Annotated in this window: 22 protein-coding genes; 4 read left to right on the top strand and 18 right to left on the bottom strand. The window is 72.9% G+C overall.

From position 1 onward, the window contains the following. Positions 1-58 precede the first annotated feature (58 nt). On the bottom strand, positions 59-892 hold the full coding sequence (locus FB157_RS47670; protein ID WP_186581836.1) for a hypothetical protein: 834 nt from the start codon (positions 890-892) through the stop codon (positions 59-61). Positions 893-1,118: 226 nt separating this feature from the next. On the opposite strand from FB157_RS47670, the gene FB157_RS34820 reads away from it, so the two are divergent. Continuing rightward, the gene (locus tag FB157_RS34820; protein ID WP_145884681.1) at positions 1,119-1,493 is read left to right on the top strand and encodes a DUF2795 domain-containing protein; all 375 of its coding nucleotides are present in this window, start codon (positions 1,119-1,121) and stop codon (positions 1,491-1,493) included. A gap of 75 nt (positions 1,494-1,568) precedes the next feature. Here the strand turns inward: FB157_RS34820 and FB157_RS34815 are convergent, their stop codons facing one another. The 3 genes from FB157_RS34815 to FB157_RS34805 all read right to left on the bottom strand — a co-directional run bounded on the left by FB157_RS34815 (position 1,569) and on the right by FB157_RS34805 (position 4,357). Then, entirely contained in the window at positions 1,569-1,856 is a 288-nt protein-coding gene (locus tag FB157_RS34815) for a DUF6158 family protein (RefSeq protein ID WP_145884680.1), read from the bottom strand. A 127-nt stretch (positions 1,857-1,983) separates the two neighbouring features. Next, positions 1,984-3,603 (bottom strand): ABC-F family ATP-binding cassette domain-containing protein, encoded by a 1,620-nt coding sequence (locus FB157_RS34810; RefSeq protein ID WP_145884679.1) that lies wholly within the window; start codon positions 3,601-3,603, stop codon positions 1,984-1,986. A gap of 100 nt (positions 3,604-3,703) precedes the next feature. Further along, on the bottom strand, positions 3,704-4,357 hold the full coding sequence (locus FB157_RS34805; RefSeq protein WP_145884678.1) for a histidine phosphatase family protein: 654 nt from the start codon (positions 4,355-4,357) through the stop codon (positions 3,704-3,706). Between the two features lie 72 nt (positions 4,358-4,429). Between FB157_RS34805 and FB157_RS34800 the strand changes: the two genes are divergently transcribed. Together FB157_RS34800 and FB157_RS34795 are read left to right on the top strand one after the other, a co-directional pair. Beyond that, positions 4,430-5,920, top strand: coding sequence for a bifunctional phosphatase PAP2/diacylglycerol kinase family protein (locus FB157_RS34800; RefSeq protein WP_145884677.1), 1,491 nt, complete (start codon positions 4,430-4,432; stop codon positions 5,918-5,920). Positions 5,921-6,023: 103 nt separating this feature from the next. Then, positions 6,024-6,845, top strand: a complete 822-nt coding sequence (locus tag FB157_RS34795) for a class I SAM-dependent methyltransferase (protein WP_145884676.1) — start codon at positions 6,024-6,026, stop codon at positions 6,843-6,845. Positions 6,846-6,895: 50 nt separating this feature from the next. On the opposite strand, the gene FB157_RS34790 is transcribed toward FB157_RS34795, so the two are convergent. The 13 genes from FB157_RS34790 to FB157_RS34730 form a co-directional block, all read right to left on the bottom strand. Beyond that, positions 6,896-7,189: a gas vesicle protein K gene (locus FB157_RS34790; protein ID WP_145884675.1), complete on the bottom strand. Its 294-nt coding sequence runs from the start codon at positions 7,187-7,189 to the stop codon at positions 6,896-6,898. Continuing rightward, positions 7,186-7,374, bottom strand: coding sequence for a gas vesicle protein (locus tag FB157_RS34785; protein WP_145884674.1), 189 nt, complete (start codon positions 7,372-7,374; stop codon positions 7,186-7,188). The genes FB157_RS34790 and FB157_RS34785 overlap by 4 nt, the downstream gene beginning before the upstream one ends. Next, positions 7,371-8,150, bottom strand: coding sequence for a GvpL/GvpF family gas vesicle protein (locus FB157_RS34780; protein ID WP_145884673.1), 780 nt, complete (start codon positions 8,148-8,150; stop codon positions 7,371-7,373). Before FB157_RS34780 ends, FB157_RS34785 begins: the two co-directional genes overlap by 4 nt. Continuing rightward, positions 8,147-8,485 carry a gas vesicle protein gene (locus FB157_RS34775; RefSeq protein ID WP_145884672.1) on the bottom strand — a complete coding sequence of 113 codons (339 nt, stop codon included), beginning with the start codon at positions 8,483-8,485 and terminating at the stop codon, positions 8,147-8,149. The genes FB157_RS34780 and FB157_RS34775 overlap by 4 nt, the downstream gene beginning before the upstream one ends. Then, positions 8,482-9,627, bottom strand: coding sequence for an SRPBCC family protein (locus FB157_RS34770; protein ID WP_145884671.1), 1,146 nt, complete (start codon positions 9,625-9,627; stop codon positions 8,482-8,484). Before FB157_RS34770 ends, FB157_RS34775 begins: the two co-directional genes overlap by 4 nt. Further along, a complete protein-coding gene (locus FB157_RS34765) occupies positions 9,624-10,211 on the bottom strand; it encodes a DNA primase (protein ID WP_145884670.1) in 588 nt (195 codons plus the stop codon). The genes FB157_RS34770 and FB157_RS34765 overlap by 4 nt, the downstream gene beginning before the upstream one ends. Beyond that, positions 10,208-10,471, bottom strand: coding sequence for a gas vesicle protein GvpG (locus FB157_RS34760; RefSeq protein ID WP_145884669.1), 264 nt, complete (start codon positions 10,469-10,471; stop codon positions 10,208-10,210). The genes FB157_RS34765 and FB157_RS34760 overlap by 4 nt, the downstream gene beginning before the upstream one ends. Positions 10,472-10,500: 29 nt before the next feature. Beyond that, a complete protein-coding gene (locus tag FB157_RS34755) occupies positions 10,501-11,271 on the bottom strand; it encodes a GvpL/GvpF family gas vesicle protein (RefSeq protein ID WP_145884668.1) in 771 nt (256 codons plus the stop codon). Continuing rightward, a complete protein-coding gene (locus FB157_RS34750; RefSeq protein WP_145884667.1) occupies positions 11,268-11,711 on the bottom strand; it encodes a gas vesicle structural protein GvpA in 444 nt (147 codons plus the stop codon). Before FB157_RS34750 ends, FB157_RS34755 begins: the two co-directional genes overlap by 4 nt. Positions 11,712-11,779: 68 nt before the next feature. Next, positions 11,780-12,148 carry a gas vesicle protein gene (locus FB157_RS34745; protein ID WP_145884666.1) on the bottom strand — a complete coding sequence of 123 codons (369 nt, stop codon included), beginning with the start codon at positions 12,146-12,148 and terminating at the stop codon, positions 11,780-11,782. Between the two features lie 195 nt (positions 12,149-12,343). After that, positions 12,344-14,191, bottom strand: coding sequence for a transketolase (locus FB157_RS34740; RefSeq protein WP_145884665.1), 1,848 nt, complete (start codon positions 14,189-14,191; stop codon positions 12,344-12,346). After that, on the bottom strand, positions 14,188-15,510 hold the full coding sequence (locus FB157_RS34735; protein ID WP_186581829.1) for an NAD(P)/FAD-dependent oxidoreductase: 1,323 nt from the start codon (positions 15,508-15,510) through the stop codon (positions 14,188-14,190). Before FB157_RS34735 ends, FB157_RS34740 begins: the two co-directional genes overlap by 4 nt. 115 nt (positions 15,511-15,625) lie before the next feature. Next, a complete protein-coding gene (locus FB157_RS34730) occupies positions 15,626-16,039 on the bottom strand; it encodes a phage holin family protein (protein WP_145884664.1) in 414 nt (137 codons plus the stop codon). A gap of 92 nt (positions 16,040-16,131) precedes the next feature. Between FB157_RS34730 and FB157_RS34725 the strand changes: the two genes are divergently transcribed. After that, a complete protein-coding gene (locus FB157_RS34725) occupies positions 16,132-16,479 on the top strand; it encodes a VOC family protein (protein ID WP_145884663.1) in 348 nt (115 codons plus the stop codon). Positions 16,480-16,492: 13 nt separating this feature from the next. Here FB157_RS34725 and FB157_RS34720 read toward each other — a convergent pair whose 3' ends face one another. After that, on the bottom strand, positions 16,493-18,487 hold the full coding sequence (locus FB157_RS34720) for a DUF5107 domain-containing protein (RefSeq protein WP_145884662.1): 1,995 nt from the start codon (positions 18,485-18,487) through the stop codon (positions 16,493-16,495). Positions 18,488-18,501 lie beyond the last annotated feature (14 nt).

Raw genomic sequence — 18,501 nt, 5'->3', positions numbered from 1 at the left:
TCCATGGCCGTCGGCCGCATTTGCCCTCCGGCACGGACCCGGCCCGGGCCGCCCCGCGTCAGCCGTCCACCGGCCTCCTGCGGCCGGACAGCCGGTAGACGGCGCCTCCGCAGGAGGCAGCGATCAGCACACCGCCGGCGACCAGCGCCGGAACCGAGTCGTCGAAGCTGCCGCCCGTCCCGGCCGCGACCCCGCCCTGTTCCGTGGCCCGGTCGCAGTCGCCGTCGTCTCCCTTCCCGCCGTTGTAGCCGTTCCCGCCGTTGTAGCCGTTGCCGCCGTTGTCTCCGTCGTAGCCGTTGCCGTTGCCGTTGCCGCCGTCCTCGTCGCGGCAGCCGTGTTCGCCGGAACATGCCGAACCATGGGAGTCCTCGCACTCCCGTCCCTGTTCCTGCCCCTGCCCCTGCCCCTGCCCCTGCCCCTGCCCCGGCCGCTGTCCCTGCCCCTGCCCCGGCCGCTGTCCCTGCCCCTGCCCCTGCCCTTGTTCCCGTCCCTGCCCCGTCGTCTCCTGCCCCGCCCCGGGCTCCTGCCACTGCCCCGTCTCCTGCCCGGCGCCCGAATCCTGCCGCTCCCCCTGCCCCGCCCCCGACTCGTCCCGCTGCCCCGGCGCCAGCCCCGGTGTCTCTCCCTGTCCCTGCCCCTGCCCCTGCCCCTTGCCCTGCCCCTCGTCACACTGCGCGGTGCCGTCCGCGAAGGCCGGCGGTGTGTCGTCGGGGATGTCCGGTACCAGTCCGGTGAGTGCTTCGCAGGGCACGGACGCGGTGGGGCCGGCGCCGGGCCGGACGGTGCCGGGGCTCGCCCCGTCAGCGGGGGCCGCGGACACGGTCGGCCCCGCTATGACGAGCGCGGCCCCGGCCAGGACGGCGACGGACAGGGCACGGACGGTGCGGTGCATGGGGCTGGCTCCTCGGCGGTACGACCACGGGGCACGGCGGTCGTGCCCTCGCTGCCATCACAGCCCGCCCGGCGCCGCGGCGCGCGCGGCCGGGCCCCATTCGCGGGACGCGAACGGCCTGACGGGTGACCCCACGACAGCTGTGGCCGAACGGCTCCGCACAGGTTTTCCGCCCCCGGCGCAGGTGACTCGGTAGGTGCTGACCTTCGACCCTCTGGAGGAAGTCATGCAGCGAGGCAGTGACCGACTGAGCGTCCACCGGGACGACGAGATGAAGCACGAGCTGCAGGAACTGCTCAGGTCGGGGCACCCGACACGCACCGAGGAATGGGCCGATCCGGAGCCGGTCGCCGACGACGACCCCGAGGTCTGGAGCGGGCCGGTGGGCGGTCTGGGATCCCCTGCGTCGCTGGAACGGGTACGGCTGGCCCTGGCCCGGAACCTGAACCGGCACACCTTCCCCGCCGACGCGCACGAGCTGGCCCGGGCCCTGCGCCGCGGCAACGCACCGGGCACGCTGATCGACGCGGTGGCCGGGCTGCCGCGCTCGCGGCAGTACGCCAACGTGCAGCAGCTGGCCGAGGCGCTGGTGGGCATCTGACGAGCCGGGACCGGAGCGGTGAGCGCACCGGGCATCGCAGGTGCGGCCGAACGCGGGCGGCACCTGGGGAGCGCCTCAGGTGCCGGACGTGCCCGGAGTCACCGCCTCGCCGCAGCCGCGTTCCCGGGCGCCCTCGCGGGTGCGGCCCGCGCTGACGAGGCGGCGCGGGTTGCGCCGCAGGTACTCGCCCTCGAGCTGCGCCATGCGCTCGTTGTGGGCCCGCAGCGCGTCGTTCGAGCCGTACAGGAGGGTGTCGTGGCGCGTGCGGTGGATCGTCTCCAGCTCTTTCATGAGCTGCTGGTCGTCCAGCCGGCTGGGGTCGACTCCGGTCATGGTGGCACCCCGCTCGTCGTGGTCGTTCATCCGGTTCGGACACCCAGCCCGGCACACAGTGCCCCCGAGCGTTCCCGGGAGGGAGCCGTGGAGCTCGCATTCCTGAGTCCACTGTACGAACATCCGGCTCCCCGGGCCCTCCGGCGGTGGCGCCGGGCTAGCGGGCCCGTTCCACCCGGCGTTCGTCCCAGACCGGCTCCGGGGTCTCGCGGACGCGGCCGTCGCTGCCGAAGACCAGGAAGCGGTCGAAGGAACGGGCGAACCAGCGGTCGTGGGTGACCGCGAGGACCGTGCCGTCAAAGGCCTCCAGTCCCTCCTGGAGAGCCTCGGCGGACTCCAGGTCGAGGTTGTCCGTCGGCTCGTCCAGCAGCAGCGCGGTGACTCCCTGGAGTTCCAGCAGGAGGATCTGGAAGCGGGCCTGCTGGCCGCCGGAGAGCCGGTCGAAGGGCTGTTCGGCCTGGCCGGTCAGCTCGTAGCGGCGCAGCCTGGACATGGCCGCGCCCCGGTCCTGCGCGTGTTCCTTCCACAGGATGTCGAGCAGGGTGCGGCCCTCCAGCTCCGGGTGGGCGTGGGTCTGGGCGAAGTGGCCGGGGACGACCCGTGCACCGAGCTTCCACCTACCCGTGTGCGCGACCTCGTCGCCGGCGAGCAGCCTGAGGAAGTGCGACTTGCCCGAGCCGTTGGAGCCGAGCACGGCGACCCGTTCGCCGTAGAAGACCTCCAGGTCGAAGGGGTTCATCAGGCCGGTCAGTCCCAGCTGCTCGCAGGTGACCGCCCGTACGCCGGTACGGCCGCCCTTCAGGCGCATGGTGATGTCCTGCTCACGGGGCGGCTCGGGCGGCGGGCCGACCTCCTCGAACTTGCGCAGACGGGTCTGCGCGGCCTGGTACCGGGAGGCCATCTCGTGGCTCACCGCGGCGGCCTGGCGGAGGTTCAGCACGAGCTTCTTCAGCTGGGCGTGCTTCTCGTCCCAGCGGCGGCGCAACTCCTCGAAGCGGGCGAAGCGTTCGCGGCGGGCCTCGTGGTAGGTGGCGAAGCCGCCGCCGTGCACCCAGGCGTCGGCGCCGGCCGGGCCGGGCTCCACGGAGACGATCTTCTCGGCGGCGCGGGCGAGGAGTTCGCGGTCGTGGGAGACGAACAGGACCGTCTTACGGGTCTCCCTCAGCTGCTGTTCCAGCCAGCGCTTGCCCGGCACGTCCAGGTAGTTGTCCGGTTCGTCCAGCAGCAGGACCTCGTCGGTGCCGCGCAGCAGCGCCTCCAGGACGAGCCGCTTCTGCTCGCCGCCGGAGAGGGTGCGCACCTGCCGCCACTGGGCCCGCTCGTACGGCATGCCGAGGGCGGCGGTGGTGCACATGTCCCACAGGGTCTCGGCCTCGTAGCCACGCGCCTCGGCCCAGTCCGCGAGCGCCTGCGCGTACTGCAGCTGGGCGGCCTCGTCGTCGGCGGTCATCATGGCGTGCTCGGCCCGGTCCACGGCCTGGGCCGCCTCACGGATGCGGGGCGGGGCCACGGAGACGAGCAGGTCACGGACGGTCGTCTCGTCCCGCACGGAGCCCACGAACTGGCGCATCACGCCGAGGCCGCCGCTGACGGTGACGGTGCCGCCGTGCGGTTTCAGCTCGCCGGAGATCAGCCTGAGGAGCGTCGTCTTTCCCGCGCCGTTCGGGCCGACCAGGGCGACGGCGGCCCCTTCGCCGACCCGGAAGGAGACATCGCCGAGCAGCGCCCTCCCGTCGGGGAGGTAGTACTCGAGGTGCGCCGCTTCCAGATGTCCCATGAGGAGGCATTCTGTGGTGTGCTGCCGACCTGGGGCAAACGCTTATCCTGCCCACTCCGGCAGCGGGCCCGCCCAGCGCGCTCCGGCGGCGGCCTGTCCCTCAGCCCGCCGCCACCGGTGCGCCGGCCGGCCCGCCCTCGCCCGCCGGTTCGACCGTGGCGCCGGCCCAGGACAGCGCCTTGAAGCCGTCGGCCGGGGAACCCTCCAGGATCACCACACCGGTGTTCTCCAGTGGACGGGCGGCGGCGAAGGCCACGTCGACGTTGTCGGCGCGGGCGGCGGTCCACATGCGGATGGCGGCGCCGTGGCTGATCATCACGACGCTCCCGGCGCCGCTCGCGGCGGCCTCGGCGATCACTCCGTCGTACCGGGCCAGGGCCTCCTCGCCGTTCTCCCCGCCGGGGATCCTGCGTTCGGTGTCCCCGGCCGCCCACGCGAACACCGTGCGCATGTAGCGCTCGCCCTCCGGCGAGGAGCCGGGCACCATCTCCAGGTCGCCGGCGGAGATCTCGCGGATGCCGTCGCGGACGAGCACCTCCAGGCCGCGGGCGGCGGCCAGCGGGGCGGCCGTGAGCTGGGTGCGGATCAGGGTGGAGGCGTAGAGCGCCTCGATGTCCTCGTCCGCGAGCACGGCGGGCAGGGCGGCGGCCTGGGCCGTGCCGAGCGGGGTCAGGCCCGGCCCGGGTACGGCGGTGTCCAGCAGCTGGTCCAGGTTGGACGGGGTCTGGCCGTGGCGGATGAGGAGCAGACGCATGGCAGGGGCCCTCCGGGTGTCGTTCATCGCCCGCCGGGCAGGAAACGTCCGGTTCAGGGTACCCGGCAGCCTATGAGCCCAGACGTCGATCTCACTGTTGCCGATCCCGGCCCCCATCCCCTGCGCCACCGGCTGCTCGCTCTGGACAGCCGGCTGTTCGAGTTCGCTGCGGAGCAGCACTGGCCGTTCGCCGGGCCCGTGCTGCCGCGGCTGAGCCGGAGTGCGAACCACGGCGTCCTCTGGTTCGCGACGGCAGCCGCGATTGCGGCGAGCCGTACGCCGCGGGCCCGCCGGGCGGCCGCCCGGGGGCTGGCGTCGCTGAGCCTGGCCTCGCTGGTCATCAACACGCTCGGCAAGCGCTCGGTGCGCCGCCCCCGGCCCACCCTGGACCCGGTCCCGTCGGCCCGGCTGCTGAAGCGGCAGCCGATCACCACGTCGTTCCCGTCCGGTCACTCGGCGTCGGCGGCCGCGTTCGCGACCGGTGTCGCCCTGGAGTCACCGGGCTGGGGCGCGGTGGTGGCTCCCGTCGCCTGGTCCGTCGCGCTCTCCCGTGTCTACACCGGCGTCCACTTCCCGAGCGACGTGCTCGCGGGCGCGGTTCTGGGCGTGGGTGCCGCGTTCGCCGTACGGGGCATGGTGCCCACCCGCGCCCAGGTCGTGCCGCCGGCCCGGCCCCGCGCCGAGGTCCCGGCGCTGTCCGACGGGGCGGGCCTGGTCGTCGTGGCCAACTCCGGCTCGGGCACCGCGGACCGCGTGCACGCCCTGCGCGCCGGACTGCCGCTCACCGAGGTCGTCGAGTGCCGACCGGACGAAGTGCCGGTCGAGTTGGAGAAGGCGGCGGCGCGGGCGCGGGTGCTCGGGGTGTGCGGCGGGGACGGCACGGTGAACGCGGCCGCCGAGGTCGCCCTGCGCCACGGCCTGCCGCTCGCGGTGCTGCCCGGGGGCACCCTGAACCACTTCGCCTACGACCTCGGCGTGGAGGACGCCCGCGACCTCGCGCGGGCGGTCCGGCGCGGCGAGGCGGTGCGCGTGGACGTCGGCCGCTTCACCTGCGGCGACCGGCGGGGCATCTTCCTCAACACCTGCAGCCTGGGCGTGTATCCGGAGCTGGTGCGGGAGCGGGAGGACTGGTCGCGCCGGATCGGCGGCTGGCCGGCCGGGGTGCTGGCGGCGCTGCGCGTGCTGCGTGCGCACGGGCATCCGATGGAAGCCGAGTTCCGGGGCCAGGTACGCCCGTTGTGGCTGCTGTTCGCGGGGAACGGCACCTACCACCGGATGGGCCTCGCCCCGGGCCGCCGCGTCGACCTGGCCGACGGGCGGCTCGACGTGCGGGTGGTGCACGGCGGCCGCCGCCCCGCACTGCGTCTGCTGGCGGCGGCGCTGGCCGGCCCGCTGACCCGCTCCCCCGCGCATGCGGCGGTCCAGCTGAGCCGTCTGCGCGTCGCGGGTCTGGCACCCGGCACGCTCCTCGCCCTCGACGGCGAGGTCACCGAGGTGGCGGGCGAGGTGACGCTGGAGAAGCTCCCCCAGGCGCTCACCGTGTACCGCCCGCTGCCCGGATAGCTGACACTCCATCAGTCCACATGGCAGAACACAGTTCTCACTATTCGACATGCGGATCTACGGTGAGGTGCAGCGACCGAAGCTCGGACAGGGGAGTTCAGCCATGCCGAAATCGCGGGAGACCGCCGTCTACACGCACGGGCACCACGAGTCGGTGCTGCGGTCCCACACCTGGCGGACCGCAGCCAACTCCGCGGCGTATCTGCTCGGTTCGCTGAAGCCCCACATGAAGATCCTGGACATCGGCTGCGGCCCGGGCACCATCACCGCCGACCTGGCGGAACTGGTCCCCGACGGCCAGGTCACCGGCGTCGACCACGCACCCGGCATCCTGGCGCAGGCCCGGGAGACCGCGGCCGGACGCGGCCTGGCCAACGTGGACTTCGGGGTCGCGGACGTGCACGCCCTGGACTACCCCGACGACACCTTCTGCGTGGTCCACGCCCACCAGGTGCTCCAGCACGTGGGCGACCCGGTGCGGGCACTGCGCGAGATGCACCGGGTGACGAAACCGGGCGGGTTCATCGCCGTACGCGACGCGGACTACGCCGCGATGACCTGGTATCCGGCGGTGCCGGGCCTGGACGACTGGCTGGATCTGTACCAGCGGGTGGCCCGGGCCAACGGCGGCGAGCCCGACGCCGGGCGCCGGCTGAAGGCCTGGGCGCTGGCCGCGGGCCTCACCGACATCACGGCCACGTCCGGCACCTGGACGTTCGCCACGCCAGAGGAACGGGCCTGGTGGAGCGCGCTGTGGGCGGACCGCACCCTCGCCTCGGCCTACGCCGATCGCGCCACGCAGGGCGGCCATGCCACGGCGGAGCAGCTTCGGGCGGTGTCACAGGCGTGGCGCGAGTGGGGCCGGCAGGAGGACGGCTGGTTCACCGTCCTGCACGGCGAGATCCTGTGCCGTAAGCAGGCCTGAGGCCGCAAACGGGCCTGAGGCCGTACGCAGGTGGTCTGCGCCGGTTCGCCTCAGGCACGGGGCAGCAGCGGTCCGAGCGGTCCGAGGTCCAGATTCAGGTCCTCGGGCCGCAGCCCGTAGTGCTCCCGCAGCTCGGCCATCCGCTCTTCCAGGAGCATCAGGGTGAGCCCGATCCGCTCCTCCTGCTCCTCGCTCAGCTCGCCCGTGTCGAAGCGGCGCACCGCCTGCCGTTCCATCAGCTGACGCAGCAGCTCCACCACGGTCAGCACGAGTTTCACCAGGTCTCGCTCGACCGTGTCGGGTTCCAGGTCGAGCCGGTCGCGTGGCCTTCCGCATGCCGTCATCGGGGCTCCTCGAAGGGCGAGGGAACCGACTCGTTGACCGAGCTGATCAGCGCGTTCAGGTCGATGCGGACAAGGTCGACGTCGGCGATGCGCAGCGTGACATCGCCGGTGATGACGACCCCGCCGGCGAGGAGCCGGTCGAGCAGGTCGACCAGCGCGATCTCACGGTGTTCGACCACGGTCACGGTTCCTCCCCGCCGAACTCCCCGGAGAACGAGTAGGCGGCCCAGGGCCCGGTGAGCTCCACCCGCATCCCCGGCGCCTCGTTCTTCGTACGATCCACCAGTTCCACGAACTTCTCGGAGTCCGCCCGGCACACGAGATAGGCCGCGTTGAGCACGTTCCGGCCCGGCACGCCGGAGAGCGCGGGGTTCTGCGGCGGATGCAGCCGGGAGTCCTCGGAATGCCGCACCAGGAGCTCGTGCAAGGTGCGGGCGAAGGTCTCGGCACTGCGCCACGCCTCCTCGTGCGCGTGGGTGCGCTCACGCCGCCGGCGCAGATAGTCCCGCCCGCTGGCCGGTCGCCCCGCGGCGGAGGCGACGAGCTCGGCCGGCTCATCGCTCTCGTTCGGCACGGACACCTTGACGCCCCACTCCACGCGGCCGTCCAGCCGGTCGAGGATGCGCCGGAAGTCCTCCTCGCGGGCCTCGATCATCGTGCGTACCCCGCTGTTGTCCCGGAAGACGGTCGCGAGCCGCAGCGGCAGCGGGGTGGTGACGGTGGTGAGCGCGTCGATCACGCCCTGGTGGGCCCGGGCGGTCGCGGCCAGCCAGTCGAGGTCCTCCAGGTGGGCCCGCAGGGCCTCCTCGCAGAAGTCGGCCTCCGGGACCGCGCTGACGACGGCCACCAGCCCGTGGTGGTGCAGCAGCGCGGCCGGGGCGCCCCCGACGCCCGTCAGCTCGGCCTGCAGGGGCGCGTCGAGAGGGCGGCAGACGGCGTAGACATAGCGCAGTCCACTCATCGGGCCTCCTTCGGCACACGGCCGCCGGTTTCCAGCTCCTCGACGCGCGCCAGCCGTTCCCTGAGCTCGGCGTTCTCACGTGCGAGTTCGTCCTGGCGGGCACGGGAGGAGAGAGCCGGATCGGTCTCCCACCAGTCAATGCCCATCTCCTTGGCCTTGTCCACCGAGGCGACGACGAGCCGCAGTTTGACGGTGAGGAGTTCGATGTCGAGCAGGTTGATCCTGATGTCGCCCGCGATGACGATGCCCTTGTCGAGCACGCGCTCCAGGACGTCGGCGAGGTTCGTCCCACCGCTCGGGCCGTAGGGTTCGGGAAGCCGGCGGGCCGTCGTCATCGACGGCTCCCCTTCTCAGCGGGTTCGGGTTCCTCTTCCTCCTCGTCCTCGTCCTCGTACTCCCCCTCGTCCTCCCCCTCGTCCTCCTCCTCGTCCTCGTCCTCGTCCCGAGGCTCCTCCGCGTTCTCGTACTCCTCCTCTTCTTCGGGCTCCTCCTCCTCGTCCTCCTCGTCCTTGTACTCCCCCTCAGGCTCTTCCTCAGTCTCCTCTTCCTCCTCGACAGGCTCCTCGGACTCCTGCTCCTCGGACTCCTGCTCCTCGGACTCCTGCTCCTCGGCGACCGCATCCTCATGGCTGCGGACCACCTCGCCGTCCCGGATCTCGCCGCGCCATCCGTCGTCCGCCTCGCCCTTGAGGGCGATGAAGCGGGCGAAGTTCTTCAGGTCGAGCCTGGCCCGGCGCCCCTGGGCGCGCCACAGGTTGCCGGTCTTCTCGAACAGGCCGCTCGGGTAGTACTCCATGACCAGCAGGACACGGGTGAGGTTGTCTCCGAGCGCGTGGAAGGTGACGACACCCTTCGTGGTGCCCTTGGCGCCCTGCGACGTCCACTGGATGCGCTGGTCGGGGATCTGCTCGGTGGTGTGGGCCTTCCAGCTGCGGTTCGACCAGAACACCTTCAGCTGCCAGTCGGACTGGGTGTCGTCGGCGCGGCTCGCGCTCTTGACGCCCTTGGCGAAGGTGCTGAACTCCTGGTACTGGGTCCACTGGTCGTAGGCCGTGCGCAGCGGCACACCGACGTCGACGGACTCCATGATCACGGTCGGCTTGTTGCCGCTCTTGCGTTTGCCCTTGCCGCCCCCCAGGTTCTTCACCGCATTCGTCACGTTCTCCTTGACCCGGGAGGCGCCCAGCTCCAGCGCGGAGCGCAGCGGGCCCTTGCCCTCGGCGAACTTGCGACCGCCCTCGAGGGCCAGCTTCGCGAAGCCGGGGCTGTTGCCCTCGGCTATGTCGTTGAGCTTGACCGTGGCCTCACCGAGCTTGTGGCCGAGGCCGGCGAGCATCCGCTCGGCCTGCGTCGAGAGGTACTCCTGCACCTCCTCCTTCAGGCGGTCGGCGGCCTCGCTGTGGGCGAGATCCGTCAGCGGGTTGTCCTTGGCCGCGCCCGTGCCCTTGCCGGTTGCGGATTCCAGGGTCTCGGTCATTGGTCATCGCCGCCCTTCGAGTGCCCGGACCGGCCGCCGCGCGTCGCGCCGCCGGCCGAGGCCGTCCTCTTCGCGTCGGTCTTGCGGGCGGGCCCCTTCCTGTCCGCTGTCTTTCCGGGAGCCGTCGCAGTGGCCTTCTTGGCCTGGGCCCGCTTCTGCGGGGCCTTCCTGGCCGCCGCCTTCTTGCGCGACGTCTCCGGCCGCCGGGTCCCGCGGGTCTCCTCGTCCTCCCCGGTCTCCTCCTCGTCGGATCCGGACTCGGTCAGCTCCCCGGCGAGCCGCTCGTGCAGCTCGGTGGTACGACCGTGCAGCCGGTCGGCGAGGGCGTTCATCTGCCGCTCGGCCATGGCCCCGGTGGCGGCCTTGCCGACGCCCCGCAGATCCTGGCGCAGCTGGTCCCCTATCTCCTTGAACTGCGGGTTGTCGTGCAGCTGCTTCTGCACCAGCTCCCCGATCGCCTTCGGGCCGAGATTCAGCTTCTTCCCGGCCACCAGAGAACCGACCGCGAGGGCCATTTTCAGCTTCTTCGTGCGCCCCAGCAGGTATCCGGCCCCCAGGGCGAGGCCAAGTGCCGTCCTGTTCATGATGTCGTCCCGTCTCCCGTGATGTCGCCGGAGCGCAGGGCGATCTCCAGCCGGTCGAGCAGTTCGTCCTCGCGCCGGTCGAACTCCTCCTCGGTGATCTCGCCCGTCTCCAGCTGCTCTTCGAGCCTGGCGAGTTCGGCCCGTACGGTGGCGGGGTCGTAATAGATCCGTTCCGCCTCGCGAAGCACCTGTCCGATCACCCACGCGCTGCCGCGTACCGGCGCGAACGGCAGCAGCAGCACTTCGCCGATGAGTCCCACGGTGTTCTCCTTACGTTCGGGCCCGGTCACTACTTCCCGTCGACTCCGGCGCCGACCGTGCTGCCCGCGGGTTCGAGGGGACCGGGCTCGACGAAGCTGTACGGCGGCAGGGGTCCGTTGACCCGCAGGTCGAGGTGGGTGAAGCTCTTGCGGGCGTGTTCGGCGGCGGCCAGGAAGGCCTCGGCCGAGTCCCGGACGACCAGGTACGACACGTTGAGCAGCCAGCCGGTGGACTCGACGCCCACGCTCACCGCCGCGGCGGTCGGGGCCAGCAGGCTCTGCACCTCCTTGCTGTCCTCGGCCTCCTTGGCCTTGACGGCGGCCGCGACCAGCTCGCCGAGGCGGATGCGCTCCTCGTAGCTGCCGCCGCCCGCCTGCCGGTTGGCGTCGGCGAGGGCGCGCAGCTCCGGGCTCTCGGCCATCACGAGGTGCAGGACTGCCTCTTCGACATGGCTGGCCTTGACGTTGTACTCGTCCTTCCCGTCCAGCTCTCGCAGCCGCTCGTGGTAGTGCTCCGCCCGCTCGGTGAGCACCTGGGTGACGGCGTCGTCGTCGGGGGCCAGGTTGCCGAACCGCATGGGCAGCACACAGCGGCCCGCGCCGACCTCGGCGAGCACGTTCTGGTGGGCGAGCAGGTCCCGGCGCTTGGGGCGCAGAGCTTCTGGGGCGTCACTGACCACGGCGGCCAGTTCGCCGGCCTTCAGGATCCGCACCGGGCGCGGCGGCTCGCCCACGCCGGCCATGCCCTCGGGGAGCGCCGGATTCGACCCGGCTGTGATCCCGTAGACGTACGTGCTCATTCCTGCTCCTCCTTCCTGCGCGCCGATGTCTTACGGGCGCGTGGCCGGGGCTCGGCCTCCCGTTCCTCACGCTCCTGCTCGCCCCCGCGGGCCTGGTGGAAGGCGTCGGCCACGGTCTGCGCGGCGCCCGACAACGCGCCCTTCGACTTGCCGCGGGCGCCGGACTCGGTGATCTCACCGACGACGTCGGGCAGGCCAGGAGGCTTCCTCGGGCCCGCCTCCAGGTCGAGGCGGTTGCACGCCTCGGCGAAGCGCAGATAGGTGTCGACGCTGGCGACGACGACCCGGACATCGATCTTGAGGATCTCGATGCCGACCAGGGACACACGAACGAAGGCATCGATCACGAGACCCCGGTCGAGAACCAGTTCGAGTACGTCGTAGAGGCCGCTGCTGCCGCCTCCTCCGCCGCCCATCTGCTGTGCCGGTACAACGGTCATGCCTGTGATTCCTCCCTGTGGGTGGTCGAATGCACTGCGTGTCCGTGGACGTGGGATCCGGACGGCCTCTAGCGGCCGCCGGGAGGGCGCGCATCGGCCCGCCCGCGTTCGTAGCGGCGAACGCGCCGATAGCCGGTGACCTGCCCGCGCGGGTCGAGGTCGACCCGGTAGCTCGCCATCAGGCTCATCGTGTCCGGCACCCTCGACAGTTCGAGGACCTCCACGTCGAGCGACCATCCGTCCTCGGTCTGCTCGAAGGAGGACACCGACTGCGGTGTGAGACCGGTGAGTTCGCCGAGCTGGGCGCGCGCCTGGCGCAGCACCTCCATGGGGGCCGGCCGGTCGTCCGCCGCATCCGACCGTGCACTGTCCTGCTTCTTGTGTGAATCCTGTGACTCTTGTGAACTCTGTGATTGGGGGGTGTTCTTTGTGTTCACTGCGTTCCACCTCTCTTTGCGAGTGGCCGCTCCTCCCCCCGCCAAACCCCCGGAGTGCACCGAGCCCCGAAGTCGCAGGTCACAGATGCTGGGTGAGGAGCGCGACGCGCCACCACAAGCCACGCCGGGCCACGGCCGCAGGCGGAGAGCCGCGAACGGCCCTGACTGATCCCCCGGCCCGCAAAGGGCTCCCGCTCAGCGCACGACCGCCTCCTCGACCAGCAGTTTCGCCGCGGCCGCGATACCAGCGGCGTCGATGCCGGCCGCGTGCAACTGCTCGTCGGGCGCGGCCGAGCCCGGCATGGTGCGCACCGCGAGCCGGACCAGACGGGGTGCGGGCCGGGCGTCGGCGAACGCCTCCGCGACGGCGTCGCCGAGGCCGCCCTGCTCGTGGTGGTCCTCGACGGTCACCAGGCAGCCGGTCTCCTCGGCGGCCCGGCGCAGGGTCTCCACGTCGACGGGCTTGACCGAGTACAGGTCGACCACCCGCACCTCGATGTCCTCCTCCATCAGCCGGTCGGCTGCGGCGAGCGCCTCGTGCACGGTGACGCCTGCCGCGACGAGCGTCAGCCGGTCCCGCTCACCGGAGCGCAGCACCTTGCAGCCGCCGACCGGGAACTCCTCCTCGGGGCCGTAGATCACCGGGGTCGCGCCGCGCGAGGTGCGCAGGTAGCGGATGCCGTCGAGTCCGGCCATCTCCGCGACCAGCCTGGCGGTCTGGTTGGCGTCGCAGGGGTACAGCACGGTCGAGCCGTACAGGGACCGGAACATCGCCAGGTCCTCCAGGCCCATCTGCGAGGGCCCGTCCTGCCCGATCGCGACCCCGGCGTGCGAGCCGACCAGGTTGATGCCGGAGCCGCTGATCGAGGCCATCCGCAGGAAGTCGTGGGCGCGGGTGAGGAACGCCGCGAAGGTGGCGGCGTACGGCACCCAGCCGCGGGCGGCGATGCCGACGGCCGAGGCGACGAGCTGCTGTTCGGCGATGTAGCACTCGAAGAAGCGCTCGGGGTGCTCCTTGGCGAACACCTCCGTACGGGTGGAGTCGCCGACCTCGCCGTCCAGGGCGACGACGTCGCCGCGGGCGGTGCCGAGTGCCGCGAGGGCCTTTCCGAAGGCGTCGCGGGTGGCGACCTCGTCCCCCTTGTCGTAGTGCGGCAGTTGCACGACCTCGGTGGTGAGGGAGCGGAGCATCGCGGCGGCGGGCGGCTCGCCGACGCGGACGCGCACATCGCGCGGTCCGCCCAGTTCGGCGACGGCTTCCTCGGGTTCGGGCAGCGGCTTGCCGTGCAGGCCCTCGCGGTCCTCGACCGAGGCGACTCCCTTGCCCTTGAGGGTGCGGGCGAGGATCACCGTGGGCTGCCCGGTCCACGCCTTCGCCTCGCCGTAGGCCCGGTCGATCGCGTCGACGTCGTGTCCGTCGACCTCGACGGTGTGCCAGCCGAAGGCCGCGAAGCGGCGGGCGTAGGCGTCCAGGTCGTGGCCGTGCCTGGTCGGGCCGCGCTGGCCGAGCCGGTTGACGTCGACGATCGCGGTCAGGTTGTCCAGGTGTTCGTACGCTGCGTGTTCGGCGGCCTCCCACACCGAGCCCTCGGCCAGCTCGCTGTCCCCGCACAGCACCCACACGCGGTAGCCGACGCGGTCCAGCCGCTTGCCGGCCAGCGCGATGCCGACACCGACCGGCAGGCCCTGGCCGAGCGAGCCGGTGGCCGTCTCCACCCACGGCAGCCGGCGCGGGGTCGGGTGTCCTTCGAGCCGGCTGCCGATCCTGCGGAAGGTGAGCAGCTCGGCGTCCTCGACCTGACCGGCCGCCTTGTAGGCGGCGTACAGCAGGGGTGAGGCGTGTCCCTTGGACAGCACGAAGCGGTCGTTGGCGGGGTGTTCGGGGCGTTCGAAGTCGTAGCGCAGATGGTGGGCGAGCAGGACGGCCATCAGATCGGCGGCGGACATCGACGAGGTCGGATGTCCGGAGCCCGCCGCGGCGGCGGCCCGCACGCTGTCGACGCGCAGCTGCTGTCCGAGTGCGGCGAGTTCGGCGGTGTTCATGAGTCTCCTTCGGGGTGCTGCTGGGGAGGGGGCTGGTGCGCGGCCTCCGTGTCCAGGGGGACCACCCCGGATCTGACGAGGCCCAACTGGACCGCCTGGCGCGGGAGTACGGCGTCCAGGAGCCAGTCGGCGGCGACGCGGACGCGGTTGCCGGGCAGCGCGGCCAGGTGGTAGCCGCGGGTGACCGCGCCGGCCGGCAGGCCGGACAGCGGGATGCCGAGCGGGTTGGCGGCGGCCCGGACACCCCCGAGGTCGACGGCGAAGCCCAGGTCGCGGTGGCGGTAGGCGCGGCGGCGCCGGCCGAGGCCGAGCGAGGCGGCCACGTTCTCGCCGGCCACCCGGCCCTGCCGCCAGGCGTGCTGGGCGGTCATGGGCGTGAACTCTCCCGGGTGCTGCAGGTCCGGTACGGCCGCGGCGTCCCCGCAGGCGAACACGTCCGCGTTCCCCGGCACCTGCAGGTACGGATCGACGATCAGCCGGCCCCGTTCCAACGGCTGTCCGACGACCTCGACCAGCGGGTCCGGCCGGACTCCGACGCACCACACCAGGGTCCGTGACGGGACGAACTCCCCGTCGGTGAGCAGCACTCCGTCCCGGGTGGCCTCCTTCACGGAGGTCCCCGTCCGTACGTCGACGCCGCGCGCCCGCAGCACCCGGTCGGCCGTGCGGGAGAGCCGTTCGTCCAGCTCCGGCAGCACCCGGGGCGCGGTGTCCAGCAGGATCCAGCGGGGCCGTCCGGCGCCCGCCAGGCGCCGGCGCGCCAGGCTGTCGGTGAGCAGCTGCAGCTGTGCGGCCACCTCGGTGCCGGTGTAGCCCGCGCCGGCCACGACGAACGTGCACCGGGCGGCGCGGACCGCGGGGTCGTCGTCCGTGGCGGCCAGCTCCATCTGCCGGGTCACGTGGTCGCGCAGGTACAGGGCCTCGGGCAGCCCGCGGAACCCGTGCGCGTGCCGGGCGACCCCCGGGATCGGCAACAGCTTGTTGACGCTGCCGACGGCCAGTACCAGCCGCTCGTAGCCGACCGCCCCGCTGCCGCCCTCGGGGTCCGTGTAGTGGACGGTGCAGCCGTCCAGGTCGACACCGTGCGCCTCGCCGAGCAGCAGCCGCACCCCGCGCAGGGTGCCGGGGAGCGACACGGCGACCCTGCGGGGCTCCAGGAGCCCGGCGGCCACCTGGGGCAGCAGGGGCAGGTACAGGAAGTAGTCGGTCGGGTTGAGCAGTGTGATCAGGGCACGGCCCCGGGTCACACGGGCGAGGGTGCGAGCGGCCCGGTACCCGGCGAAACCGGCGCCGACGATCACGACGCGTGGTCGACTCACGGTGCGCCTCCGGCGGTGTGGCTCCTCCGAGGCTTTCCGCGTAACCGGGGCCGCGCCACCCAAACGCCGCTCACCTCACCCGGACGCCGGTCCGGCCCCGTCGCGCCTTGCGGGGTCAGGCCCGGTGGTGCGGGCCCTCGGGATCGATGCCGGGCCGGAAGGGGGCCTCGGACGGCATCGGCGGGTACGGCGTGCCAGGTGGGGCCGCGGCCTCACCCGCGGCGGCGGCGTGCGGGTGCTTCGGGTGGGCTGCGCCGCGCAGCAGGTAGGCGATGACGCCGAGGATCGCCGCGGTGATCAGCGCGGCGGCCCAGCCGGGCAGGCCGGTGGCCAGGCCGAGGCCCAGGGCGAGCGCGAGCGCGCCGCCCGCGTACAGGGCGACCGCGCCCGAGGCGGCGTAGAGCATGGCGGTGCGGCGCCGCCTGCGGGTCTGCTCGCGCAGCTCGTCGCGAACCGTCTCGCGTGCCACCTGAGCGAGCTCTTCGACGAGGTGCTTGTCCAGATGTTCCAGGTGATCGATGTGCTCCATGAACTGCGAGTACCCACCGCACACGATGCGTAACAGCGACGGCCACGGCCCTGGCCTGTGCGCGACGGTCCGCCCCAACTAGGCTCGTCCGCATGGAGATTCTGGGCGCCTCGCTGCGCATCTGCGTCGACGACCTCGAAGCCGCGATCCCCTTTTACGAGCGTCTCGCGGGCGGCAGAGCGCTCCGGTTCGAACGCGGCGGCGTGCAGGTCGCCGCGATCGGCTCCTTCCTGCTGATGAGCGGCCCCGAGGCCGAGCTGGAGCTGCTGCGCAAGGTGGCGGCCACGATCGCCGTCAAGGACGTGGACGAGGCCCACCGGCTGCTCACGGAACTGGGCGCCCGGATCGTCGCGGGGCCGGTGCCGACGCCGGTCGGCCGGAATCTGCTCGCGGTGCACCCGGACGGCTCGGTCTTCGAGTACGTCGACCACGGCGCCTGAGCCGCACGGCCGCTCAGGGCGTGTCCGGGCGCATCCGGAAGTCCAGGCGGGCGGGCAGCGGCTCGTCGGTGAGCCGGGCCCACAGCCGCCCGATCACCTCCGCGCCCTCCCGCAGGTCGGCGACCTCGAAGCCCGTGTCGAGGACGGCCCGGGCGTCGGCGCGCCGCCCTTCGGCGAGCAGCAGCTCGGCCTCCAGCAGCCGGAACCGGCCGCGCCGCCGCACGGCGGGCAGCAGCCGATCCCACACCGCGCGGGCGTCCGCCGCGCGCCGGGCCCTGAGCAGCGCCTCCAGCGCCTCCCGGCCGAGCGCCGCCACGGCGGCCGTCCAGGCCTCGCCGTCGTCGCGGCGCTCGTGGCACAGGTCGTCGAACGCCTCGGCGTACCGTTCGGCGGCCCGCTCGTGGTGGCCGGACTCCTGGTCGGCCACGGCGAGGCAGCGCAGCAGGGGCCACAGGGACGGGGCGAGCGGGAGGGCGCGTTCCCAGCTGCGGACCGCCTGGGCGCGGTCGCCGGCGTGCCACTGGGCGACGCCGAGGTGGTACTCGGTGTGCGGGGTGGCGGGCGCGGTCTCCAGCATGTCCCGCCAGTGCGGGGCTACCAGCGTCTCACCGGGCGGGCGGACCCGGCGCGGCTCGGGCAGGGAGCCGGTGCGCAGCAGCTCGCGCCAGGGCGCCTGCGCCTCGCCGAGGGTGGACTCGGCGAAGGGGGTGCCGGGCAGTTTCCAGTCGGCGCGCAGGACTTCGAGCGCGCCCCAGCCCGAGCCGGTGGCCAGGCTCTCGCCGGGTTCGGTGTCGGCGTACGGCTTCCAGACCGCGTGCGCCTCCTCGACGCGGGCGCGCGGCAGCACCGCGGCGAGCCGCTCCTCGGCGCTCCGGACGACCGCGGGCCACTCGCCTTCGGCGGGTGTGTCGAGCGGGCCGTAGGCCTCCAGCCAGGACACCTCGCTCTCCGGCTCCAGCCGGACGTGCTCCAGCTGGGTGCGGGCGAGTCCCGCCTGGATCTCGCAGTAGCCACCGGTGCCGGGCTCGGTCAGCCACTGCTGCCAGCGCCGGCCGCCGGGTCCGCTGCCCCACACGAACAGCTTTCGGCCGCACAGGGCGTCGGTGGAGGTCTGCACCAGCCCGTGCCCGTCCGCGTCCAGCGCGGCGATCCAGCGGCGCCGGCCGTCGGGCACCTCGTAGAAGTAGTCCGCGGCGTAAGGGCTGTCGAGAGGACGGCTGCGGTCGATGCCGTCGTACGAGGGGACGGGTACCCGGCGCAGCCGGCGCTCGTAACCGATGGGGGCACCTCCCACGCCCTCAAGGCAGTGGGGGAGCCAGGCTTCCTCGGCGGGGGCCAGGATCCGGCGCTCCTCGGGTACGGCGATGTTGGACCACCAGTACGTGGGCACCGGGCGCTCGTGCGGATTGCGGATCCGGACGCCGACGAGAAGGAAGTCGGAGCCCTCCGGGAGCCACAGGTCGACCTGGAAGGGCAGGTCGCGCAGCCGCTCCCACTCCCACAGCCGCAGCATCTCGCCGCCGTCCGGGGCGGGGACACGGGCGGCGTGCAGGGGGGCGCAGGAGAGGGTGGTGTGGCCGGTGGCGCCGATGTTCCACTCGATGCCGCCGGAGAACCAGGCGCCGTTGAGGGCGAAGGCGGCGGGCTGGAACACCGGGTTGCGGTAGAGGAGTTCGCGGCCGGTGGGGAGGTGGACCAGGGAGGCGATCCGGCCGCCGAGGCCGGGCAGGACGGTGGCGCGCAGCCGGTCGTTCTCGATCACCAGGGCGTCGAGGGCGCGGGGCTCGCGGGTTCTGCCGTACCCGTCGCGGATGCGCACCGGCAGCAGGCTGTGCAACGGCTCGTAGCCGAGCTGCCGGGCCATGTCCCTGGGCATGTCGTCCCGTTCGCGGTCGTCGACCCGGTGGATCTCGTCGAGCGGCCGGAGCGGAGGGAGCGGGTTGTCGGGTCCCAACTGCGCGGCCGGCAGGGTCAGTACCTCACGTCGGATCCTCGTCACGTCGACCATGGAACCCGGGGTGC

The organism is Streptomyces sp. BK340 (genome assembly GCF_007827595.1).
GTDB lineage: Bacteria > Actinomycetota > Actinomycetes > Streptomycetales > Streptomycetaceae > Streptomyces.
The sequence above is the reverse complement of the archived record's forward strand: the minus strand, read 5'-3'. Positions and strand labels throughout refer to the sequence as shown.

Coding starts and splice junctions, on each gene's coding strand:
- FB157_RS34810 (WP_145884679.1), bottom strand. CDS start 3,603: ATGGGACATCTGGAAGCGGCGCACCTCGAGTACTACCTCCCCGACGGG.
- FB157_RS34805 (WP_145884678.1), bottom strand. CDS start 4,357: ATGCGTCTGCTCCTCATCCGCCACGGCCAGACCCCGTCCAACCTGGAC.
- FB157_RS34725 (WP_145884663.1), top strand. CDS start 16,132: ATGGAGATTCTGGGCGCCTCGCTGCGCATCTGCGTCGACGACCTCGAA.
- FB157_RS34780 (WP_145884673.1), bottom strand. CDS start 8,150: ATGAGTGGACTGCGCTATGTCTACGCCGTCTGCCGCCCTCTCGACGCG.
- FB157_RS34730 (WP_145884664.1), bottom strand. CDS start 16,039: ATGGAGCACATCGATCACCTGGAACATCTGGACAAGCACCTCGTCGAA.
- FB157_RS34720 (WP_145884662.1), bottom strand. CDS start 18,487: ATGGTCGACGTGACGAGGATCCGACGTGAGGTACTGACCCTGCCGGCC.
- FB157_RS34815 (WP_145884680.1), bottom strand. CDS start 1,856: ATGAACGACCACGACGAGCGGGGTGCCACCATGACCGGAGTCGACCCC.
- FB157_RS34775 (WP_145884672.1), bottom strand. CDS start 8,485: ATGACGACGGCCCGCCGGCTTCCCGAACCCTACGGCCCGAGCGGTGGG.
- FB157_RS47670 (WP_186581836.1), bottom strand. CDS start 892: ATGCACCGCACCGTCCGTGCCCTGTCCGTCGCCGTCCTGGCCGGGGCC.
- FB157_RS34750 (WP_145884667.1), bottom strand. CDS start 11,711: ATGACCGTTGTACCGGCACAGCAGATGGGCGGCGGAGGAGGCGGCAGC.
- FB157_RS34800 (WP_145884677.1), top strand. CDS start 4,430: ATGAGCCCAGACGTCGATCTCACTGTTGCCGATCCCGGCCCCCATCCC.
- FB157_RS34765 (WP_145884670.1), bottom strand. CDS start 10,211: ATGAACAGGACGGCACTTGGCCTCGCCCTGGGGGCCGGATACCTGCTG.
- FB157_RS34795 (WP_145884676.1), top strand. CDS start 6,024: ATGCCGAAATCGCGGGAGACCGCCGTCTACACGCACGGGCACCACGAG.
- FB157_RS34755 (WP_145884668.1), bottom strand. CDS start 11,271: ATGAGCACGTACGTCTACGGGATCACAGCCGGGTCGAATCCGGCGCTC.
- FB157_RS34740 (WP_145884665.1), bottom strand. CDS start 14,191: ATGAACACCGCCGAACTCGCCGCACTCGGACAGCAGCTGCGCGTCGAC.
- FB157_RS34770 (WP_145884671.1), bottom strand. CDS start 9,627: ATGACCGAGACCCTGGAATCCGCAACCGGCAAGGGCACGGGCGCGGCC.
- FB157_RS34820 (WP_145884681.1), top strand. CDS start 1,119: ATGCAGCGAGGCAGTGACCGACTGAGCGTCCACCGGGACGACGAGATG.
- FB157_RS34790 (WP_145884675.1), bottom strand. CDS start 7,189: ATGACGGCATGCGGAAGGCCACGCGACCGGCTCGACCTGGAACCCGAC.